This is a genomic window from Candidatus Sororendozoicomonas aggregata (assembly GCF_031528575.1).
In the GTDB taxonomy this organism is placed as follows: Bacteria; Pseudomonadota; Gammaproteobacteria; order Pseudomonadales; family Endozoicomonadaceae; genus Endonucleibacter; species Endonucleibacter aggregata.
Genome location: NZ_JAVLSP010000017.1, coordinates 28,578 through 51,601 on the forward strand (window position 1 = coordinate 28,578; position 23,024 = coordinate 51,601).

Consider the following 23,024-nt stretch of genomic DNA (forward strand, 5'->3'; position numbering starts at 1 on the left):
TAAGGAAGTAGCCATGAAAAAATCACTGATAAGTCTAGCTTTTGCGATGACAAGTGCCTCAAGTGTCTTCGCTGCCAATATCAATAATGAGTCGGCAAATGTATCTATGGATGTCGCTCTGTATGCATCAATAACAGGGCTTGATGATATCGTAATGACTACCACTAATGGTGTTGAGGGAAATGGCAGCATTCACTACACCGCTTCTGAAGATTTTAACCTTGAGTCCAATGGTCAGGTAGTGGTTTCTGTGGTTGGCAGTACAATGAATCATGCTTCTTTGCCTGAAGCGGATACAGGGTACTCAAATTTTTTCTATTCAGTTGATGGCGGGACGGCAGTGAACACTAATACACAAGGAAGTGCCCAATTTACCACAGCTTCGAACAGTACGCATAACAGTGTTCATAATCTCAGTTTGACTAGAACCACAGGAACCATCTCTGGCGTCCTGGCTGGAGAGCATCGTGGCACTTTATCAATAACCGTTTCTGGTCTTTAAGTTTTTGGGTGCGCGGGTCCACTTGGTGAGTTTAGATTTTACCCACTTGGGAGGTCGGGGGACTGACCCACTAACAGTCAGATGTTGTGTAGTGGGTTTGTTATTGTGAGGATTGAATTAATGATAAGCTTCCGTGTATTTTATTATGACTTTCCCAAACAGTAGGTGAAGCAGCTTTACGCTGGTAGCTGTCAACAGGATAAGAACAGCCATAGCGGAAGCAGGCCCTATTTGTCCGGCATCCTCCATGCTCAACACCGCCACAGAGGCAGGCATAAAATCTGCTGAGTAAAGAAAGACGACGGCAGAGGTTGTAGTCATAGCATTCACAAAGAGATAGATGCTAATGTCCAGCAAGGCTGGGAGACAAAATGGCATAGATACTTTCATGAAGGCTTTGTATTGGGGGATTTTCAGCGATGCAGCCACTTGTTCAATCTCAGCAGGAAGTTTTTTTAAAGCTGCAAGCGAGGTTAAGTGGCCCACAGTAAAGTAGTGTGCCACGGTATTGATAATCAGTAGAGTAAGGGTGCCATAAAGTAGATTTAACGGGTTTTCGGGCATATTAAAGAAAAAGATATAGCCAAGGCCCAGCACCATACCCGGCACCGCCACAGGCAACATAGCCATTGCCTGGATAATTCCCCGAATAGCCTTTGGCATCGTACTCTTCTCTACATTATACGCAGTAATAAATATAATGGTTGTGCCCACAATAGCGGTGCCAAAGGCCAGCTTCAGCGAGGTGAAAAAGGGAGTCCAGCCACCTGCGCTAAAAGCATCGAATTGGTAGTTATGTAGAGAAAGTTGCATATTCCATGGCCAGAAGGTTACCAGGGAGCCATAGATAGCCATGCCAATCACTGCGACAATCCCTAATAAAATCAGACTACAGATAATAAAAAACAGACTGTCTTTGAGGGAGTTGGGAGTGGGCTTAAAGGCGATTGATTTCGAGCTAAATAATTCTTTCTGCTTTTTCTGAACTTTTCTATTAACAATAAATGCTAAAACAGCGGGCAATAGGAGAAAAACGCTGGTTACAGCGCCCATCGCAAAGTTTTGTTGCCCAATAACCTGCTTGTAAATATCTGTTGCCAGGACGTTATATTGTCCACCAACCACCTTGGCGACACCAAAATCAGTAACCACTAATGTGAAGATCACAGTGACAGTGCTGATTAAACCAAACTTTGCCGCTGGTAGAGTAACGGTTATAAATGTGCGAAACGGGGAGGATCGCATCACACGAGCTGACTCGTAAAGCCTTGCGTCTGCCGTGGTAAGCGCCGTATTTAAAATGAGTAAGGCATGGGGAAATGTCCAGAATACCAGGCCAATAACTATACCGGGTAACCCATAAATAGAATGCCCCATTAAAAGATCGGTAGCGACGCCCTGGTTGCCAAAAAGGTAAATCATACTGATAGCAGGCAGTAGGGAGGGCGCTAAAATCGGTAGCATACCCAATACTTTGAATGCTGATTTAAAAGGCATACAAGTGCGCGTTAAAGCGTAAGCATACAGGAATGCCAATAAAACGACAATTGTCGTTATTGTTGCGCCCACCGTCAGAGTGTTACTGACAGAGACTGTTAATGCAGGGTTATTCAGGTACTCATAAAAGTTAGCCAGACCAACAAAATGCCCGTCACTGTCTTGAACACTTCTTGCTAACATTGCCAGCAAAGGAAGTAATACAGTGGTTACAAGGTAAAGAGTGATCGCCGTAATTACGGTACCAAGTACTAGTTTGTCCTTACTGACAACCCGTTTTTTTTGCATCGATAAAGAAGGCGTTGCCGGTTCCGAGCGGATCATATTCATAAAGTGCTCGTCAGTCCTGTCCGGTGAATTGATGGATACATTGTTCTTTGATAGTCAGACCTTTGTGGCAACCCGGGCTTAATGCCAGTTGTGCCAGTTGGTGAATGGGAACATCCACAGTGATGGGGGTAGCGGTATGCCAGCCGACAGGGTTGCATTGTGTCCGAACGAATGTGCCCTGAAATTCAATATTAACGACACAAACAGGCAATTTTTCAGTGCTGTTTTCAAAGCTGATATCTTCTGGTCGAATGCCCAGGATATTGTCTTTTGGGGCAGCTTTATTGTTAAACAAGGGCAGAGAACGGCTATCAATGAAGTTCATTGCCCCAACAAACTCAGCGACAAAACGAGATCTGGGCTGTTGATAAATGGTTTGGGGTGTACCAATCTGTTCTATATGACCATGGTTCATTACCACAATGCGGTCAGCCATTGCCATAGCTTCTTCCTGATCATGGGTGACCATAATAGTGGTAATCCCCAGCTTTTTCTGGAGGTTTCTAATGGTTTCACGAAGCTTGACCCTTACCTTGGCATCCAGTGCAGACAGGGGTTCATCAAGAAGCAATAGCCCGGGAGAGAGTGCGAGAGCCCGCGCCAAAGCCACACGTTGTTGCTGCCCCCCTGATAACTGAGAAGGGTATTTATCACCGGCTTTTGGTAACCCTATAATTTCCAGCCACTGAGAAACAGCGCTCTTGGTTTCCTGGCGGGTCTTTCCCTGATTTCGCAGGCCAAAACCAATATTTTCAGCAACGGTTAGATTGGGAAATAAAGCATAGGACTGAAAAACAATACCAAAGTCTCGTTTATCCGGTGGCAGGTGTGTGTAATTTTCGCCATTTTGCCAGATTTCGCCGCTGTTGCTGCTCTCAAGTCCCGCAATAATTCTCAATAATGTGGTTTTTCCACAGCCAGAAGGTCCTAAAAAGCAAATAAACTCACCTTTGTTAATCGATAAAGAAATATCGTTTAACGCAGTAAACTCTCCAAATTGCTTGCTAATACCATCCACCGAAAGAAAGGCATTCATGATCAAGCTCCTATAAATAGACATGCAGAGCCTTATAAGGCTCTGCTAATGAGCGGAGAAACAGTGGTTATGAATTGATTTTTTGTTCAAACCGCTGAGACCATTCCTTCAATACAGCGTCTCTTTCTTCGGCCATTTTATTGAAGTCCATTTTAACCATAGCGCTTTTTACATCAGGATAGTTACTGACGGGCTTGTTAACATCTTTATGGCCAACTACAGCGTAATTTTGCGCGTACTGTTCATTGGCTTTTCGGGTGAGTGTCCAGTTTATCAGGGTTTTTGCAGCTTCCGGGTGTTTGGTGTTGCTTACCAGACCGACAGACTCAACATCCCAACCGATGCCACCTTCAGGGAGTATCAGATCAATGGGTGCCCCCTCGCTTTTAAGCTGTGCACCGCGTATTGCCTGGGATATACCTACAGCCACCTCACCCATGGCCGCCTGTACACAGGTTTTAGAGCCGGAATGGCTATAGTGGGCGATGTTATTATCAAGCTTGGTCATGTAGTTCCAGCCTTTCTCTTTCCCCATCGTTTGCAACCAGGCGGCCACCTGCATATAGCCAGTGCCAGATGATGAGGGGTCAGGCATGGCGATTTGTCCTTTATATACAGGTTTTAGTAAATCCTGCCATGTCTCTGGCTTGGGAATGTTTTTTTTCTTTCCAACGACTGTGTTATAACAAATCACATTAAAGAAAGCCTGGTTACCAAACCAGGCTTTTTGTGCGTCAGGGTCAACCAGTTCAGGTTTTATTTTATCCAGGTCGGCAGGTGTATAAGGCGATAAAACACCCTCTTTTTTTAGCAACGCCATACTTGAGCCAGCCAGACCCCAAACGACATCAGCTTTATTGTTTTCTTTTTCAGCCAGCAGTCTTGCTGTGATGACACCCGTTGATTCTCGTACCCATTTGATGGTGATATCAGGATGTTCTGCTTCAAACGCATCTTGGTAGCGTTGAAGCAGTTCTGGCTCAAAGGCGGTATAGACGGTCAGCTCCTGTTGGTCTGCTGCTACTGCAGGGAACGCCATTAGGGATGATAATATCAGTGCTACTACCTTCATTGATTTTTTCATGGCGGTATATCCTCAGACCGGTGAAACAAGTCATTGGTCAAGACCAATTTGAAAAGAGAGCAGGCATATTAAGAAATTCAGGTGACTACTATGTGAATAGTTTTTTGCAAATTTATGACATATTGTGTTTTTGCGGTAATTATTCAGCTATCGAGTTTCTGCTGTAATAACAATAGCATCCTGACGCCAGTACTCAAAATCACAATCAATTAGTCGGCGATGCTGGTCATGGTTTTTGCGAGTCACTAACAGCCCCGAGCTTCCCTGAGTGACCTTTAAATAGGATGCCGCCTGGTCGTGCAAGCCTATGGGATATAGCTGAAAGGCTGTGTTTGTGTAAGTGATGTCATAGTACTGTTGGTAAATGACAGATAATGATTGCTCAAGGTTTTTATCAAGCAACCCTGGGAAATAATCGGGTTGTATGTAGTTTTCAACGTACAAAACAGAACGCTTATCCACAGAGCGAAGGCGTTGGAGTCTGTAAATCGGCGTCTTTGGCTGTACCCCCAATAAATGTTGTACTTTGGCTGGCGCCATTATCAGAGAGGCATTGAGTAATTGTGTTTTAGCTATACGACCTTGTTCGCTTACCATTTGATGAAAGTTTGAGTTAGTGGTGGGGTTGTATACGATGCGTTCGGGTGAGACAAACCAGCCTCGACGGTCTTCTCGGTAGAGCAGTCCGTCAGCCTCCAGAGCAGATAATGCCTCACGGAGTGTAATACGTGTTGTACCAAAGGCTTCGCTCAACTGACGTTCAGAGGGAAGCCTTTTACCGGATAGCAGAAGGCCTTTTTTTATTTGTTCACAAAGCGATTGTCGAATGCGTTGAGAAGTTGCGCTGCCTGTGATCATCATCTGTTTACCATAGGTCTTTGTGGTTTGGTAAATACGGTGCTAATTGTGTCGTTTGATATTTAAAAGTTCAAGATTCTGTTAAAAGCAGGCTGTAAGAGGCTTCTTGGGGTGGGTTTTATTGTGAATTTTTTATGAAGCTTTATCGCAGCTGTTTACAAAATTTCAGTCAAAATTCATGATAAGCGCTATTTTGGTATATACCAGATTTAATGTTACGAGGATTTATCGATGTCCAGCAATAATAACCCATATTTGTTGCTAACTCCGGGGCCATTATCGACTTCCCATACAGTCCGTGAAGCCATGTTAAGGGATTGGTGTACTTGGGATGATGATTATAACCTTGGCGTCGTTCAAGTAATTCGCTCTCGATTGGTGCGGCTGGCAACAACATCTTCCGGTTATACCAGTGTTCTTATGCAGGGGAGTGGGACCGCTGCTGTGGAAGCAACCATCGGCAGCGTTATCCCTGATACAGGAAAGCTGCTGGTTATCAACAATGGCGCTTATGGTGCACGTATCGCTGAGATAGCGCGCTATTTGAACATACCGCACACCGTACTTGCCCTGAAGGAAACAGAAGCGCCATCCCCGGAGGTAGTCAATGAGCGCTTACAGCGCGATCAAGCTATTACCCATGTGGCCATGGTGCATTGTGAGACGACAACGGGCATGATTAACCCACTGGAAGCTGTGGCAGGTGTTGTAAAACAACACGGCAAAATTATGATTGCTGATGCCATGAGTAGTTTTGGTGGTATACCTATTGATGTTGATAAGTTGGGGATTGATTACCTTATTAGCTCTGCTAACAAATGTATTCAGGGTGTGCCTGGGTTTGGTTTTGTGATTGCCAGGGAGGAGCAACTGGTTCAGTGCAAGGGTATTGCCCGTTCCTTATCATTGGATTTGTACGCGCAATGGCGTTGCATGGAGGATAATCACGGAAAATGGCGCTTTACTTCACCAACTCATACCGTGAGGGCATTCTATCAAGCCCTTGATGAACTAGAGAAAGAAGGTGGTATAGAAGCACGTTATCAGCGCTATAAAAACAATCAGAGGTATCTTGTAAAAGGAATGTCTGAATTAGGATTTAATTGTCTATTGTCGTATAAATTACACTCTCCTTTTATCACTTCTTTTTATTCTCCTGAACAAAAAAATTACGATTTTCATTGTTTTTATAATGCCCTTAAAGAAAAAGGCTTTGTCATTTATCCTGGCAAGGTTTCTGATGCTGATTGCTTCCGGGTAGGTAATATTGGCGAGGTTTACGAGCAGGATATTATGGCCCTTGTCCACGCTGTTTCTGAAAGCATGTACTGGAAGTAAAATGCATGAATGCGGTTCATACACAGCATGCTACTGGTGAAGACGCACGCCATTTTGTTCACTACTCCATCGAGGGTGAGTGGGTTGTCTGTAGGAGCCTGTCAGACTTATGCTTTCGAGCATAAAATTCAGTAGGGTGAGTCAGAATTTTCGATCAATTTGTGCGAATAGTTGACCTATTTAAGCAAATTGATCGGAAATTCTGGCCGCGCTTTCTCACCCTTTCTGGATTTTAGGCCGAAACTGTCTTAAGTCCGACAGGCTCCTGTAGTAACCATAAAAACGGAGTCAGCATCAAAGAGTAGGTACCTTGTAAATATCTGGATAAACAGTTGGGTTTAAGATTTCTCAAGGGAGAGTTAGACAGCTTGGCCCACTCCTTACCATGAGTTGGGAGAAGCTTTGCAGCACTCTTGATATTGTCGGAAATGCGATTAAAGCAGCCAGGAGCCTGTCGGACTTATGCTTTCAAGCATAAAATTCAGTAGGGCGAGCCAGAATTTTCGATCAATTTGTGCGAATAGTTGACCTATTTAAGCAAATTGATCGGAAATTCTGGCCGCGCTTTCTCGCCCTTTCTGGATTTGAGGCCGAAATTGTCTTAAGTCCGACAGACTCCTAGAGAAGGAATAAAGTGATGATTCAGAAAAATACCATTGAAGCAGTTATTTTTGATTGGGCGGGTACTGTCGTTGACTTTGGTTCATGGGCACCTACTTCAGTGTTTGTTGAAGCGTTTAAAAAAGCTTACGATTTTGACGTGTCACTGGCGGAAGCTCGTGTACCTATGGGGTTGGGTAAGTGGGATCACATAAAAACGCTGGGACAGCTCGAGAGTGTAGATAAACGCTGGCAGAAACAGTTCAACCAGGCCATGGTTGACAGTGATGTTGACACTATCTACAACACATTTATGCCATTGCAAAAACAAAAAGTCTCACAATACGCCGATCTGATTCCGGGTGCCCTTGAAACTATAAATAAATTGCGTGAAGAGGGTATTAAAATAGGCTCCTGTACAGGCTACCCCCGTGAAGTCATGGATATTCTGATCCCCGAAGCCGCAAGAAAAGGCTACAAGCCAGATAGTATTGTGGCGTGCGATGACCTGAAAGCCGGTGCTCGCCCTGGTCCATGGATGGCACTGCAAAATGTAATAAACCTTGGTGTGACTTCCGTTAGCCGGTGCGTCAAAGTGGATGATTCATCACCGGGTATCACTGAAGGCCTTAATGCGGGTATGTGGACGGTAGGTCTGACTTTATCAGGCAATGAAGCGGGCTTTACGCTTGATGAATACCAGCAGGCTTCAGAATCTCTCAAGGAGGAAAGAAGACAGTTAGCGGCTGATAAATTACTGTCAGCAGGTGCTCATTATGTGGTTGATACTATTGAACATTTACCAGCTGTTTTAAATGATATTCAGAGTAAGCTGGTCACTGGTACAAAACCTTAGACGTTTATTTAGACGTTTATTTAGATAAAGGCGTTCCAAGCTTACATGGCTTGGAGCGCTTCCTGTTCAATGATCAGGTGAGGGGCTAATAGCGCCAAAATGTAGGGGTGAATAGAACGATTAATGTGAATATTTCCAATCGACCCAATAGCATGGCAAAACCAAGAATCCACTTGGCTGTATCAGGAAGTGACTGGTAGTTTTTGGTTGCTTCGCCCAGTGCGGGTCCCAGGTTGTTCATACAGGATGCCAAGGTGGAAAAAGCTGTTTCTAAATCAAGACCTGTTGCCAGTAAAGCAAGAAACATAATCACAAAAAGAATAATATATGCCGAAAAAAACCCCCAAACGGCTTCACTTACTCTATGGTTTACCGACTTATCACCAAATTTGATTGCAAAGATAGCATTCGGGTGAACTAAACGACGAAGCTCTCTCATTCCCTGCTTAAAGATGAGCAGAATACGAATAACTTTCATACCACCAGCTGTTGATCCAGAGCAGCCACCAATGAAACTGGTCAGAAAGAGTAATAACGGTAAAAAAGTTGGCCAGGTGGAAAAACCGGTTGATGAATAACCTGTGGTGGTTGCCACAGATACCACTTCAAAAATACCATTACTGAAAGAGTCAACAAGCCCAAGTGTTTCAGAAAAATACAAGACGGGGACGGTAACCGCAATAACAAGGCTAAGTATTAGCAGGTAAAATTTAAACTCAGGATCTTGAAAATATTGCAACAGTGATTTTTCACGCCATACGACAAAATGCAGGGCAAAGTTAACCCCTGAAATCAGCATAAAAACAATAGCGACGGATTGAATCGTATTGGAATCGAAATACTCAATACTGGCATCATGGGTTGAGAATCCACCGATGGCCACGGTGCTAAAACTATGACTAATGGCATCAAAAACAGACATGCCCGCAAGCCAGTAGGCAAGAGCACAAATAATGGTCAGGCCAACATAAATAGACCAGAGAACCTTTGCTGTTTCTTTAATACGGGGGGTTAACTTGCGATCTTTAACCGGGCCTGGTGTTTCCGTCCGATATAACTGCATGCCACCAATGCCCAACATGGGAAGGATAGCAACGGCTAGAACAATAATACCCATTCCACCAAGCCACTGGAGTTGCTGGCGGTAAAATAAAATGGATTTTGGGAGCTCATCAATCCCTGTGAGAATAGTCGCACCCGTAGTGGTCAGCCCTGAGAGTGATTCAAAAAAGGCATCGGTAATGCTCAAAGATGGGGACTCCATCATGAGTAAAGGCAGCGCACCAACAGCACTCAGTACGATCCATAAGAGCACTGTTACTACAAAGCCATCCCGGTTTCGCATCTGGATGCGTAAATTTCTAAGGGGGAACCATAGGGAAAAACCGGCTGCCATGGTGAGAGTAAAGGTGTAGATAAACAGATTAACTTCAGGTTCTGAGTAAATCAGAGCAACCACAAAGGGGGGCAGGCTGGATGTGCTGAACAGCATCAGAAGTATCCCTAGCACGGGGAAAATAACTGTTAACTGCATAGATCCCTGTTTCTCTTTTTGTATGCCCAAGGCGTGTAAAAGACACGCTGGGCTGTTTATTAAAAGTCCTTTTTCACAATCAATGGAGATGCTCCCTTAAGTCCGACAGGCTCATAGGGGCATCCTGCTGCGAGAAACTCAAGATTGACCAGCTTTTTTTACTTCGGCTGGTTTGAGTCGGACAGTCTCCTGACAGCTATTGAACCATTGTCTCTTTTTTATAAGTGACTTATATCAAGTATCTTCTAACTTTGACAATGGCATTATAATGCTTAGCCGAAATTTATACCGTAGCTAGGAGCCTGTCCAAGAGCAGCGCCCGTAGCGAGGATTGCGAGAAATTGAGGATAAAAATTTCTGTTTCTGAGGAGAATAGCGGGGCTATTTGATGAAAAAGCAGGAGTTTTTAGATCAATTTATCGCAACAGCAGTAGCGCAGTCTATTCTCGGTCAGGCTCCTAGAAAAGCGGATTAGCATTATATAAGTCTTTTTCACTCTATGTATGCCGGGCTAAAAAAATCCAAGCCCAACCTGAAATAGCTGTTCAACTTCATGTATCCGTTTTTTGTTGGTCAGGAAAAGAATTATATGGTCGCCTGTTTCTATACGTGTTGTGTCGTGTGCAATAAGAACTTCATCATTACGAACTACAGCACCAATCGTTGTTCCGGGTGGCAAATCAATCTTCTCTATGGTTTTTCCTACGACACAGGAAGAATTTTCATCACCGTGAGCTATGGCCTCTATAGCCTCAGCGGCACCCCTGCGAAGAGAGTGAACATTGACAACATCACCTTTTCGGACATGCTTGAGCAAGCTGCCGGTAGTGGCTTGCTGGGGGGAAATAGCAATATCGATTTCGCCACCTTGCACAAGGTCAACATAAGCAGGGTTATTGATAAGCGCCATGACTTTGCGAGCACCTAACCGTTTGGCTAACATTGCCGCCATAACATTGGCTTCATCGTCATTGGTCAGGGCACAGAATATGTCTGTTTCTTCAATATTTTCAGCAACCAACAACTCTTTGTCAGAGGCGTTGCCATTAAATACCATGGCTTTATTCAGGGACTCTGAGAGAAGCTGGCATCGTTTCATATTGCGTTCAATGATCTTGACTTTGTATTTTTCCTCACAGGCTTGAGCCAGGCGCAGACCGATATTGCCGCCACCAGCAATAATAATGCGTTTATAGTCATCATCCAGCCGTCGCAACTCACTCATAACCGCACGAATATGGCGGCGATCGGCAATAAAGAAGACTTCGTCGTCTGCTTCAATAACGGTGTTGCCTTTAGGCATAATGGCTCTGCCTCGACGAAAAATAGCGGCTACACGCGTATCAATGTTAGGCATGTGCTCCCGAATATAGCGCAGCTCTTGCCCAACCAACGGACCGCCATAATAGGCTTTCATAGCAACCAGCTGGACTCTGCCATCGGCAAAATCGAGTACCTGAAGAGCACCAGGACGTTCCAGCAGACGTATAATGTAATTCGTCACCACTTGCTCAGGGCTGATGAGTACATCCACAGGTAACGCATCATCACCAAACAGATTACTTTTGCTCAGGTAAGCAGCCTGACGGATACGGGCAATTTTTGAGGGGGTGTGGAACATGGTATAAGCAATTTGACAGGCAATCATGTTAACTTCGTCGCTGTTGGTGACGGCAACCAACATACTTGCCTCGTCAGCCCCTGCCTGTTTCAGTACTGAGGGAAAGGAGGCCATACCCTGAATGGTGCGAATGTCGATCCTGTCCTGAAGCTCACGTAATCGATCACCGTTGGTATCTACAACAGTAATGTCGTTTTCTTCACTTGCAAGGTTTTCTGCCAGCGTACCGCCCACTTGGCCGGCACCGAGAATGATTATTTTCATCGTTACTATAAATAGGCTGATTTGCTCAGCAAACTGTAGAAGAAACCATCGCCACTGCCGGGGAAAATCTGGCGACCAAAGCCGGTATCATACCCCCAGTTTTCAGGCAGGGGCTGCAGGAGCGCATCGTTATGCGTGGCCAGAAACCGTTCTATCTGCCGTTGGTTTTCCTGAGGCATGATCGAGCAAGTTACATATAGCAGTGTGCCACCGCGCTTAAGTAATGACCATAACCTGGTTAGTATTTGTTTCTGGAGTATAGCAAGGGCTTCAATATCTTCAGGGGTGCGAAGCAGCTTGATGTCCGGGTGCCGACGAATGACGCCCGTGGCAGAGCAGGGAGCATCAAGCAGGATGTGGTCATAGGTTTTGCCATCCCACCATTGCTCAGGTTGCCTGGCGTCACCACAAATGACGGTTGCACTAAGGTTCAGTCGCTCAAGGTTTTCTTTTACCCGAAGCAGACGGGTTTCAGAACAATCCAAAGCGTGTACCTCAATTCCTTCGTGTTGCTCAAGCATGTGACAGGTTTTCCCACCCGGGGCGCAGCAGGCATCCAGAATACGCTCACCAGGGCTGGGATTGACCAGCATACCGGCCAGCTGTGCAGATTCATCCTGAACACTCAGTACCCCTTCTGAGAACATTGGCAGCTGTGTAACTGGAATGGCTTTGTTTAATGTGATGCCTTGAGGGGCGGTTTGAGATTGTTTGGCCTGGATGCAGGCGTCCAGCAGCTTTTTCAGATAGCGATCACGGCTTATTCGTTGACTATTCACCCGTAAGGTCATGGGAGGAAGATGGTTGTTTTCAGCGATGATCTGCTGCCAGTGTTCCGGCCAGGAGGTTTTTATGGTGTCAACCAGCCAGTCTGGGTGTGCTGTGGCACATCGTTGGTTGCTTTCAGTCAGTAGTTGTAACTGGTCACACCGGCGCTGAGCACTGCGCAAAACACCGTTTACCAGCCCGCGAGCCCAGGCTTTGCCAAGCGTCCGGGTGGCCTGAACGGTTTCACCAATGGCTGCATGGTGAGGAATACGGGTATGAAATAGCTGATAGAGTCCAACAAGGATCAAGCTGTGAAGGTTTTTTTCCTTAGCCTTGAGTGGCTTATCCATTAGAAATTGTAGCCAGGCATCCAGTTTGACGTAATGACGGACGGTACCGTAACACAGTTCTGCCAGTAACGCCTGATCTTTGTTGCCTATGGTTTCCTGCTGTTTGGTAAGCGTTTTATTGAGGGAGTCGCCATTAACCACGCGAGTCACAACCCTGGCTGCAGCCAGTCGAACAGATGATTGTTTAGCCATGTGCTATTGCCATTGTTAGCTGAACTGTTTTCCCGGCGCGAACAAGGCTTTCCGGCTGTTAAGAATATCCTGAACTGCCATAGCGCGCGAGGAGGGCAGTTGCAGATGTGTCAACCGTAATATGCCATCTTTACAGGCAACATCCAGCCCTTCTTTACTTGCCTTTAGCAGTGTGCCAGGTAAGGCGTCTGTTGATTCTGGCAGGGCGTGTCCTTGCCAGAGCTTGATCACCCGATTATCCAGTCGTGTGGTTGCTACAGGCCAGGGATTAAACGCTCTGATATGGCACTCTAGTTCTTTGGTTGTTTTCTTCCAGTCCAACCGTGCTTCTTCTTTGCTGAGTTTGTGGGCATAGCAGGCCTGTGCATCATTTTGCTGCTCAGGCTTCAGGGTACCTTCAGCAATACGGTCCAAAGCTTCCTGCAAGGCAGGTTTACCTAAACTGATTAGCCTGTCATGGAGGGTTGAGGCTGTGTCATCTTTATGGACAGGGCAGCGGGATTTAATCAACATATCGCCTGTATCCAAACCGGCATCCATCTGCATAATGGTAATGCCTGACACTTTGTCATTGGCGCCAATGGCACGCTGAATGGGTGCTGCCCCCCGCCAACGTGGAAGGATAGAGCCATGGACATTAATACAGCCGTATTTCGGTATATCCAGAACAGCTTGGGGCAATATCAGACCGTAAGCGACGACAACCATCAGGTCAGCCTTTAATTCAGACATCTGTGCCTGATACGCCTCTTTTTTTAACGTGGGCGGTTGAAATACGGGAATATCATGGGCAAGTGCCAGCGCCTTTACCGGGCTGGGGGTAAGTTTTTGCCCTCTGCCGGCAGGGCGGTCGGGTTGTGTGTACACGGCAATAAGGTCATGCTTGCTCTCTAACACAGCTTGCAGGTGCTCACTGGCAAACTCCGGCGTACCGGCAAAAATAATTCTAAGACGTTTCATCAGGTGCTATTTAGGCAATAAAAAAACGAAGTGGAAGAGGATAATAAGTAAAGTGGCAGAAAGAGTAAAATCAGTCTGATGATTATCAGGCTGATTGAACCTGAATGCAGCAGTTGATCGTCTTTAATTTGCCAGGAGTCTTATTCTCCATGGGGAATAAGGCATTCAACTACCAGGAGCCTGTCGGACTTATGCTTTCGAGCATATTAAAGTTGAATGCACTTATTGATGGTGGCGACGGTTTTTTTCCAGTTTCTTTTTAATCCGCTCTTGCTTCAGACGAGACAGATAATCCACGAACAGCTTGCCTTCGAGGTGATCCAGTTCATGCTGAACACAAACAGCAGCCAGGCCATCAAGATCCATGCTGTATTGTTCACCATCACGGTTCAGTGCCGTCAGGCGGATTTTATCGAGTCGGTGGAGTTTTTCATAAAAACCGGGTACGGACAGGCAGCCTTCCTGTAACTCTGACTTCTCGTCAGACAGTCCTTCAAAACCGGGGTTAATTAGTACAACTGGGTTATCGCCGTTTTCAGACATATCCATCACTACAATTCGTAAGTGGATATCCACCTGCGTCGCTGCCAAGCCAACACCTTTGGCTGTGTACATGGTTTCGAGCATATTATCGACAATCTGGCGAATGTCGTCATCAACGGTTTTGACGGGTTTAGCAACGGTGCGCAAACGAGGGTCGGGGTATTCAAGGATGTCCAGGATAGCCATCGGTGGTATTAAACTCTTAATTTTACCTAAATATTATAGGCCGTATTGTACAGAAACAGCCATGATGGTCGAGAAATTAGTGGAAGACTTTCAAGGGGACGTGAACACTCATGCGCCGCACTGTTATCGCCACTTCATTGTTATTATTAACTTTTTTTGTTAGCGCTAATGAAAGCCCCCTTCGCGGGGGGGTTGATGGCAGCTATACCGTAAAAAAAGGCGATACACTGTGGAAGGTGGCTGAATACTTTCTTCGCAGCCCCTGGCGTTGGCAAGAACTATGGATGTCCAATCCCCATATTCGTAACCCACACCTGATTTTTCCGGGCGACATTATCAGCCTGGTGTATATTGATGGTCAGCCAAAGCTAACGGTATCCAGACGGGGGGATGTAGGCAGAACCTTTAAATTGAGTCCAAAGATCCGAACAACGCCCATTGAAAAAGCAATTCCTGCCATTTCCATCAGCCTGATCAATAAGTTCTTGCGCACAGACCGGGTTTTTTTGTTAGAGGAAGAGTTAAGCAGGGCGCCTTATATTTTTGCTTTTCCTAATGACCGCATTGCCGGTAGTACGGGAGATCTGGCATACAGTAAAGGGCTTGACGTCACCAGGGGGCGGTATGAAATTGTGCGACCAGGACAAGAGATTCGAGAGCCGTTTACCAAAGAGTTATTAGGGGTGATGGGGTATAAGGTTGCTGAGGCAGACATAAAGAAAATGGAGCGTGGCGTAGGCGTGCTCAAGATCACTGGTGCCCAAATGGCTGTAAAGAAAGGGGATCGGGTGATGGATAAAGACACCTTCACACCTGTTACCACGTTTTTCCCAAAGTCTCCTTATACATCGGTGGATGGAAAGGTGCTGGCGGTGGTATCTGGCGGTAAAAAAGCCGGAAAATATGACACGGTCATCATCAGCCTTGGTGAAAGGGACAAGATGCGGCCCGGGGATGTGCTCAGTATTTATGAATCAAAGGTTGTGGAGGACACAGCAACACGGGAAAAGCACCGAATACCAAGCAGGGAGTTAGGCATGGTGATGATTTATCGCCCTTTTGAAAAAGTCAGCTATGGTATTGTTATGTCCGCCATGGAAGACGTGCAGATAGGAGACTTCCTCACTAATCCCTGATCAATAACAATAGAAAGACTTTGTATGCAATCAACAGTAAATAAACCGTTTGAGCTAACCTGTTCGTGGGAAAGACTTGAGCCGTGGATTCGTTTATCCATGATCCCCGGTTTGGGATCTATTCGCTTACAACGGTTATTGTCTCATTTTGAGTTACCTGAACAAGTGCTGTCTGCATCGGTGAAAGCACTGGCACAAGGCGTGCCTGAAAAAGTTGCTCGGGCTATAGCCTCACAGCAAAAAAATCAGGCGATTAATAAGCGGTTGGCGATTATCAGAGGTTGGTTGGATGCCAGTGACGCGCATCATGTCTTGTGTCCGACATCTGACGCTTATCCAGTACGGTTGAAGGAGTTGCCAGACCCGCCAGCTGTCCTCTATGTCATTGGCAACCCACTACATCTGTCAGAGCCTCAGGTCGCTATGGTGGGCAGTCGACGTCCCACGCCCCAGGGTCGGCGCATGGCAATGGAGATAGCAGAAAAGCTGGCTCGCAGCGGCTTTGTGATTACCAGCGGTATGGCCATGGGAATAGATGGTGCTGCCCATCAGGGCGCATTGTCATGTTACGGGAATACTATTGCGGTACTTGGGACAGGCGTAGATAAAGTTTACCCTCGCTCCCACCAGAAACTTTATGAATCTATTTTGCCCCAAGGTGCTGTTGTCAGTGAGTACCCGTTAGGTACTAGTCCACAGGCGTCTAATTTTCCGCGACGTAACCGCATTATTTCAGGCTTGTCGTTAGGAGTGCTGGTGGTTGAAGCAGCCCTTGAAAGTGGCTCGCTCATATCCGCCCGGTTGGCGGCTGAACAGGGGCGTGAGGTTTTTGCCATGCCAGGCTCGGTATTGAACCCGATGGCAAAGGGTTGTCATCGGTTAATCCGTGAGGGAGCCGTGTTGGTAGAAAGTGCTGATGATATATTGGTTGAGCTTAGACCTGAGATTCAGCAGCTGCTTTTGGGGGGAGAAAAACAATCAGTAGTCCCCGACCAATGTAATGACCCTGTCCAACAGAGGATACTGGCTGCAATGGGCTATGATGTTATAACGGTGGATCAGCTCGGTGCACTATGTTCCCTTTCCAGTAGCGATCTTTCCGTATTATTAACAGATCTTGAATTGCATGGGCTGGTTGAGTCAGTACCAGGTGGTTACCAGCGATTATCTTGAGAACCCTATTAATCTACCTATGAGTTGGCGACTAAGAGAGGGTTTTGCGCTTCCAGGATATAAAAACTGCCCCCGATATTGCGCTAAAACAGAACTGTGAATTTATTTTCTTATTAACTTATAAACACTCTCATAAAGCCAGGAAACCTTACCTGCGAACTTTTTGTTATTTTTGAGTGTATCTTCACGACTCAGGCGCTCTACCGAAAAATAAGGCGAAAGCAGGGATTCGACCTGATGAGTGTTGATAGAAAAAGGAGGAGGGTTAGAAAATTCATGCTGTGGGTATTCTATCGTAATCAGTAAGCCTTGCGCGTAAGAAGGTAACAGGCTTGCCAGTTTTTCCACATAAGAAACCCGCATGCTCTCTGGCATGGCGATCAGTGCGGCCCGGTCGTAAAAGCTGCTAATCTTACCTGTTAGCTCTGGGGGCAGCGTAAAGTAATCCCCTTGAATAATGCGAATGCGCTGGCTCTGATACAACCTGTATTCTGGCAGTGTTTGAACGGTATACTCACATTGGGATTGGGCAAAAAAATCATCGACGGCTAAGGCTGACAATTCGATGCCAGTAACAGCAAGTGATTGTTCTGCCAGCCACAGTATATCCAATGACTTACCACATAAAGGGATAAGCACATTGTCTGTGCCAGGGGATATCGATTGCCAATGTTGTTTTAAGTGTTCATTTACCGTGTTTTGATGAAAACCAATTTGCTGGTTTTCCCATCTATCTAACCAAAATGCTGTTTCCATCATGATGCCTGTTGGGGATAGTACGAGCTAATAGTGTAAAGGCTTACTGTCAAAATGGCGAAAAAAGACCACAAATTAACCAGCTAAAGGGTCTGAAGTGGGCCCCCATAATCAAACAACCCTGGAAGCCTGTCGGACATATGCTCGAAAGCATAAGTCTGACAGGCTCCTGGCCAGATGGATGTCAAAATGTGCGGTAACCTCAGGGTTGTTTGATCAGCTTTGATAGCTGTAAGAGCTACCTTCGAGTTGAGGTTTGAACTGTATTGCTTGCGTTTTTGGCTCTTAATGGCTCTATCCAATTTATTATTGATCAGCGCTTATACTATCGTCTTATTTTTTAGGTCAATTTCATTCTTTCACTCACATTCACCAGATGTCTGATAGCTTGACATTGGAAATGACGTCCATAGCCGTTTTTACTATGATATCTATAAAAAAAAAGTATAATTAAACGACACAAAAGATGTTAAGTACAGATCAGCTACAGCTCTGTATTTTCAAGAGTTGTTATTGATAATAAACTGGCATCTTCAAGTTTAATGGAGGTATCTGCAGAGCAGAGACCTTACATATCTCTATTTTCGCTGCTTTCCCTCATGGTTAATCTGCCTGAAAACTGTCCGAAGTAGTGTTAATGAACGCCCACAAAATAGCAGTACTTCCAGCTATTTTGCTAAACGGAGATTAGTATGCATATTACCTTGCGTCAGCTGGAAATCTTTAAAGCAGTTGCTCAGTGCGGACGAGTGACAGCAGCTGCGGAAGTATTGTTTATTTCACAGCCAGCAGCCAGTATGGCGTTGGGTGAGCTGGAAAAACACCTCGGGCCGCTATTCGACAGGCATCAAGGGGCGAGCCTTAGTTTGAATGATGCGGGTAGGGCCTTGTTGCCAAAGGCCTGTGAGCTGCTAGACAGAGCGGTAGAAATTGAACAGCAGTTTAACCGGGATAACTTTTATCAGAAAGGCGTGTTGAAAATTGACTCAAGCTCTACCATTGGCAACAATATCATGCCCCGCATTATTGGTAATTTTACCGAAGAATATCCGGGCATCAGGATTGACTTGATGGTGGGGAATAGTCGCCATATCGTGCAGCGTATTCTGGATTTTGATATTGATATGGCGCTGGTGGAAGGCATCTGCCTTCATCCTGATATTGACGTGACAACCTGGTGTGATGATGAGTTGGTCATTATATGCAGCCCGTTACATCGTCTGGCCAATAAATCCTGTATAGCGCTTGCTGAGCTTGCTGATGAACCCTGGCTTTTACGAGAGTCGGGTTCTGGTACCCGGGAAGTTTTTAAAGAAATGATTGTCGCTAAAATAGGGGCACCAAAGATAAAGATGGAACTAAACCGTACAGAAGCAATTAAGCAGGCAACGGCAGACGGGTATGGTTTGGCTTGTATTTCACGGTTGAGTGTTTGTCGGGAAATTGAAAGTGGGAGCCTGGCAACAATAAAGGTTGATGATTTGTCGCTGAAACGAAATTTTTATTTGATTCGCCATAAATCTAAATACATTAGTCGTGTATTACAAACTTTTTCAAGTTATTTGTTGAGTTGCTAATCCGGGAAGCTGTCCTATGTTCAAGACAAAACATTAAACAGTCGCTAAAAATCAATAGGGTCATTATTTGAGCATCTATTTTTCAGAACCCTGCGGAGCATATCCAAGCCAAGCCTCAATAAAGCCTTGGCTGGTCGATAGTGCTCCAGTTGCACATAACAAGCTCTTGCAAAAAGAGGGCGAACCATATACGACGCAGCGAACTCACTTGAAACCAAAACTTTCAAATGAATTTGGGTTTAGTTTTGATTAACAGTACTTTCCTTAAAATGAAATACCCAATCATAATTAAAGGAACACCATGAAAAATAGATACAACATAACCTGGTGGTAGTAAAGAGAATACAAACGAGCTAATCAGCATTCCTATACCAAACCCACTTTGCTGCATAAAGCTTATGGTGCTGAATAGTAATAAACGTACAGATTTTTCCGTACGTTGCGCTCGTGTCACAAAGGATACCTCTGCAATACCATCTCCAAGGCCCGCTATGATGAAAAAAATTAGAGAAAATACCAGTGATGACTGCCAAAAAGCAAAAATAAAGCCAAATGACATACATATCACACCGAAAAAGTATGCTTTCTCCATATAATCTTCTGTTTTTTTCTTTAAGATAGATACAATAATCCTGGCACCAGTAATTTGCCCTAACGCCCATACGGCAAGAATATAACCCATAGTGGCGGCCGCATTTTCTGGCTCAATAATTTTGGAAAGTATAGGGAATCCAACATTGTGGCTGGCACTTCCTAAAGTATCAACCAGGGTCGTAATTAACATTAAGCTCAGGACAGGGGTAATCTTTAAAACCCGCATTAGTTTCGTGATGTCTTTCCTAATGCTTCCGGGTGACGATTTTTTCAGAACAATATTTTCATTATTAGACTTTATACCTACAATTAACATTCCAGATAATAGATAACTCATACAGGCCGTTCCAAAGACAGCATGAAAGCCTAAAAAACTGATAATAAGACCCGCAATAAGACTGCCAGTAACAATAGCTATACCTGAAATAACACTCATGTATCCATTGACATGAACCAATATAGTTTCATCCACCCACTCTGGTAGCTGGCTATTCACGCCAGCGGTAAAAACAGTATTACAAACACCTGTCAAAAGCCCTATAATGGGCAAAGTATAAACGTGAGTAGAGGGTGGTAACCATATTAAGCCACTAACAGCAATAAAGCGTAGTAAATTCAAAAAAAATAAGGCAGAAGAGCTTTTTATCCAAGTAAAAATCAAATTGGCAAAAAAACTTCCTAATATACCGCCTAGAACACGACAAGTAAGAAAAATACCGACATTAACAGGATTATTTGTAGAAATATAGATATAGCTGCTGAAAGCAACCATGGCTACAAAACCACCAAAGTCACTTGCCCCTCTTGCCGCAATAGCTAGCAGGGCATTTCTTGGAAAAGTAGTCATGCCGATTCAACCTCGAATGTGATTAGTTCTTTTATTCTTTGATCTATTTCCCTTATTTTTTCCTCTGAGTCAGCTTTAAACCAAGCTGTAACAACAAATGTTTCTTCAAAGTCGCCTCCCACTTTATAACCAGTAGGTACATGTTGAGAAATATTTTTTATACCTTTTATATTCTTTGCGTCTTTTAACCCTTTAACATTTTTAAGAGTACCGCTTTTTCTGGTATATACTGCACACATCCCTAAATAATCTCTACATTCATCCTTTTTCTCAAGGGGAGCAATGGATTGCCCAGAAAGTAATTTTATCAAAATATCATTGTGCTCAATTCCAAGACGACTTTTCAGTGTATCTTCAACTCTCATCCCTCCAATACGATGGTTAATCTCCATCACAGCGGGTTTACCGTTGTGAATACGGAGTTCTACATGGCAAAAGCAATTTTTTAACCCTAGCACTTTGGCTATATCAATAGCATATTGTTCTGTTTCTTTAACAAGTTCCTCATTCAATCTTACTGGCGGGGTAATTAGGAGGTTTTCAAAACTACAATACGCTCCTTCTTCAACATCAAGCTTATCATGCACAAGAAGAGGTATTATTTCTGAGTCTGTGCATAGAAGCTCTACTGATAACTCTGGGCCATCAAGAAATTCTTCTACGAGCAGTTGTTTTTTTGGATTGAAGTTCACGCCTTGAAAAGAGTGTGCTTTAAACAAATCTGAATAATAACCATTTTCGACATTATTTAAATAATGCTCGAAAGCCGTTTTTGCTTCAAGTAAATTATTACACTTATAGATAAAACTAGAACCCAAACCAACAACAGGCTTTAGTAAGACTGGAAATTTTACATGCTTGCAGGATGAAATCAGAGAATCAAGTGAATCTGCCAGAGAAAACCGAGTAGTATATACATTATTTTTTTTTAGGCAGCTACGCATTAAAAACTTATTACTACTTTGAATCAGAGCACTTGACGGAGTATGTTTCAACCCTAAGTCTTTTGCAATGTCTGATACTGTTGCAGGTAACAACCCTCCTTCATAGAAGAATCCAAACGCAGAAGTTATTCCTACAATCCTATATTTTTCTTTTATCTCACAAGCTATATTTTTCAATTTTTTTTCATTGAAATTTGAAATCCTTTTTATGACAAATGGATAAGATTTATCTGGAATATCAAATCTTTCATCTAGCACCAAAACGCACTGATAATCAAAAATGGTAATATATTCAGCTAATGACAGCGATGTCATAGGTGAATTGTTTTCAATTAGAACAAAACACTTTTCCATATGAAAATCAATCCTCTGAGTCTAGATAATGAGAAACGATATAACCGTTATTATCTTCATAATGCATATCAGGTAACTCATTCTTCCCTGAATAACACAAGAAATCTTTAGCCTTATAAGGAGATATAGCCTTTATGTAGCGCTTACCATCAACTGTTACATAATCAAGATTACTTCCAGGGCTGATTCTATGTTTCCCAACAGGTGTGACATAAACATATGTCATGTTATATGTACCAGAATACTCAGCTAGATCCTGAAGAATATCAAGCCCTTTTTTCACACTTGTTCTCATATGACTGTTACCGGAAACATCCATATTGTGAAATAAGTAATATGGAGAAACACCAGATAACATCATCTTATCAATAAGACTTAATAAACTTTGGGGTGTATCATTAATATTTTTTAAAAGTACAGTTTGACCTCTAACCTGAACCCCCTTTCGAACAAATTTCTGAATTGCCTGAACAACCTCTGGCGCTAACTCGTCGGCATGGTTAAGGCTCACACCTAGGCTAACACTTTTTGAGTTGGCTAGATTAAACGGATCTGTATAGTTATATTCGGAAATTTGACTGACGAGAGAATCGGTTACTTTACTAGGGTTAAATAGTATATGTCTGGTACCAACTCTTATTTTTGTAACATGGGGAATATCTACCAATTTATTTAACAGTTTAAATAGCCTTCTAGGTGAGGCCATTGGATCACCACCAGTAATAAGGGCTGTTGTTAAGTCGTTATCTGATTTAATAAGATCAATGGCGGACTCTATATCTGAGTCAGTCATGTGAGTTCCTATTCCTTGTAGCGTTCTTTTTTTCTTAAAACAATAACGACAGTAACTGGCACAGTTAAAATGCGGCGTAAGAACTATTCTATCCTTATAGATGCGTTCAACACCTTGTATACCTTTTTGTTTTTTCCCTTCTTCAAAGGGTTCATCTCGTCCCCCGCCTAATGCCTCTAAATAACTTGGTTCGAATTGTTCACGGATAGCATTGCTTTTTTGCATTAAACTTTGCAAATAAGGTGTCGTTGCACTCTTATAAATCATATTAACTTGATCAAGTAATTTATCTTGTTGTTCTTCAGAAATACTATTCATAATTTTACTTCAT

At 44.0% G+C, this 23,024-nt stretch carries 19 protein-coding genes; 6 read left to right on the top strand and 13 right to left on the bottom strand.

Annotated features, from left to right (window positions below; translation table 11 throughout):
- The first annotated feature begins 13 nt into the window (after positions 1-13).
- Complete coding sequence (locus tag V4C51_RS05295; protein WP_330925092.1) at positions 14-502, top strand: hypothetical protein; 489 nt, start codon at positions 14-16, stop codon at positions 500-502.
- 117 nt (positions 503-619) lie between these two features.
- Here the strand turns inward: V4C51_RS05295 and V4C51_RS05300 are convergent, their stop codons facing one another.
- From V4C51_RS05300 to V4C51_RS05315, 4 genes are all read right to left on the bottom strand, one after another.
- The gene (locus V4C51_RS05300; protein WP_330925093.1) at positions 620-2,329 is read right to left on the bottom strand and encodes a putative 2-aminoethylphosphonate ABC transporter permease subunit; all 1,710 of its coding nucleotides are present in this window, start codon (positions 2,327-2,329) and stop codon (positions 620-622) included.
- Positions 2,330-2,339: 10 nt separating this feature from the next.
- Complete coding sequence (locus V4C51_RS05305; protein WP_330925094.1) at positions 2,340-3,365, bottom strand: putative 2-aminoethylphosphonate ABC transporter ATP-binding protein; 1,026 nt, start codon at positions 3,363-3,365, stop codon at positions 2,340-2,342.
- Positions 3,366-3,432: 67 nt separating this feature from the next.
- Positions 3,433-4,449, bottom strand: a complete 1,017-nt coding sequence (locus V4C51_RS05310) for a putative 2-aminoethylphosphonate ABC transporter substrate-binding protein (protein ID WP_330925095.1) — start codon at positions 4,447-4,449, stop codon at positions 3,433-3,435.
- Positions 4,450-4,596: 147 nt separating this feature from the next.
- Positions 4,597-5,310 (bottom strand): UTRA domain-containing protein, encoded by a 714-nt coding sequence (locus tag V4C51_RS05315; RefSeq protein WP_330925096.1) that lies wholly within the window; start codon positions 5,308-5,310, stop codon positions 4,597-4,599.
- A gap of 228 nt (positions 5,311-5,538) precedes the next feature.
- Here V4C51_RS05315 and phnW point away from each other — a divergent pair, with 228 nt between their 5' ends.
- Together phnW and phnX are read left to right on the top strand one after the other, a co-directional pair.
- Positions 5,539-6,645, top strand: coding sequence for a 2-aminoethylphosphonate--pyruvate transaminase (phnW, locus tag V4C51_RS05320; RefSeq protein ID WP_330925097.1), 1,107 nt, complete (start codon positions 5,539-5,541; stop codon positions 6,643-6,645).
- Between the two features lie 637 nt (positions 6,646-7,282).
- Entirely contained in the window at positions 7,283-8,101 is an 819-nt protein-coding gene (gene phnX, locus V4C51_RS05325; RefSeq protein WP_330925098.1) for a phosphonoacetaldehyde hydrolase, read from the top strand.
- Between the two features lie 85 nt (positions 8,102-8,186).
- Here phnX and V4C51_RS05330 read toward each other — a convergent pair whose 3' ends face one another.
- The 5 genes from V4C51_RS05330 to def form a co-directional block, all read right to left on the bottom strand.
- Positions 8,187-9,635, bottom strand: coding sequence for a TrkH family potassium uptake protein (locus tag V4C51_RS05330; protein ID WP_330925099.1), 1,449 nt, complete (start codon positions 9,633-9,635; stop codon positions 8,187-8,189).
- A 511-nt stretch (positions 9,636-10,146) separates the two neighbouring features.
- Entirely contained in the window at positions 10,147-11,520 is a 1,374-nt protein-coding gene (trkA, locus tag V4C51_RS05335; RefSeq protein ID WP_330925100.1) for a Trk system potassium transporter TrkA, read from the bottom strand.
- A 5-nt stretch (positions 11,521-11,525) separates the two neighbouring features.
- Positions 11,526-12,830, bottom strand: a complete 1,305-nt coding sequence (gene rsmB, locus V4C51_RS05340) for a 16S rRNA (cytosine(967)-C(5))-methyltransferase RsmB (RefSeq protein ID WP_330925101.1) — start codon at positions 12,828-12,830, stop codon at positions 11,526-11,528.
- A 15-nt stretch (positions 12,831-12,845) separates the two neighbouring features.
- A complete protein-coding gene (gene fmt, locus V4C51_RS05345; RefSeq protein WP_330925102.1) occupies positions 12,846-13,790 on the bottom strand; it encodes a methionyl-tRNA formyltransferase in 945 nt (314 codons plus the stop codon).
- Between the two features lie 222 nt (positions 13,791-14,012).
- Positions 14,013-14,519, bottom strand: a complete 507-nt coding sequence (gene def / locus V4C51_RS05350; protein ID WP_330925103.1) for a peptide deformylase — start codon at positions 14,517-14,519, stop codon at positions 14,013-14,015.
- 110 nt (positions 14,520-14,629) lie between these two features.
- Between def and V4C51_RS05355 the strand changes: the two genes are divergently transcribed.
- Positions 14,630-15,655 (top strand): LysM peptidoglycan-binding domain-containing protein, encoded by a 1,026-nt coding sequence (locus V4C51_RS05355; RefSeq protein ID WP_330925104.1) that lies wholly within the window; start codon positions 14,630-14,632, stop codon positions 15,653-15,655.
- Positions 15,656-15,679: 24 nt separating this feature from the next.
- On the top strand, positions 15,680-16,828 hold the full coding sequence (gene dprA, locus V4C51_RS05360; protein WP_330925105.1) for a DNA-processing protein DprA: 1,149 nt from the start codon (positions 15,680-15,682) through the stop codon (positions 16,826-16,828).
- 102 nt (positions 16,829-16,930) lie between these two features.
- Here dprA and V4C51_RS05365 read toward each other — a convergent pair whose 3' ends face one another.
- A complete protein-coding gene (locus tag V4C51_RS05365) occupies positions 16,931-17,587 on the bottom strand; it encodes a thiopurine S-methyltransferase (RefSeq protein WP_330925106.1) in 657 nt (218 codons plus the stop codon).
- Between the two features lie 689 nt (positions 17,588-18,276).
- Here V4C51_RS05365 and V4C51_RS05370 point away from each other — a divergent pair.
- Positions 18,277-19,161: a LysR family transcriptional regulator gene (locus V4C51_RS05370; protein WP_330925107.1), complete on the top strand. Its 885-nt coding sequence runs from the start codon at positions 18,277-18,279 to the stop codon at positions 19,159-19,161.
- 223 nt (positions 19,162-19,384) lie between these two features.
- On the opposite strand, the gene V4C51_RS05375 is transcribed toward V4C51_RS05370, so the two are convergent.
- Genes V4C51_RS05375 through V4C51_RS05385 form a run of 3 tightly spaced genes read right to left on the bottom strand, consistent with a single transcriptional unit; the run spans position 19,385 to position 23,011 of the window.
- Complete coding sequence (locus V4C51_RS05375; protein ID WP_330925108.1) at positions 19,385-20,602, bottom strand: MFS transporter; 1,218 nt, start codon at positions 20,600-20,602, stop codon at positions 19,385-19,387.
- Positions 20,599-21,900 carry an ATP-grasp domain-containing protein gene (locus tag V4C51_RS05380; protein WP_330925109.1) on the bottom strand — a complete coding sequence of 434 codons (1,302 nt, stop codon included), beginning with the start codon at positions 21,898-21,900 and terminating at the stop codon, positions 20,599-20,601. Before V4C51_RS05380 ends, V4C51_RS05375 begins: the two co-directional genes overlap by 4 nt.
- A gap of 7 nt (positions 21,901-21,907) precedes the next feature.
- Positions 21,908-23,011, bottom strand: a complete 1,104-nt coding sequence (locus tag V4C51_RS05385; protein ID WP_330925110.1) for a 4Fe-4S cluster-binding domain-containing protein — start codon at positions 23,009-23,011, stop codon at positions 21,908-21,910.
- Positions 23,012-23,024: the final 13 nt, after the last annotated feature.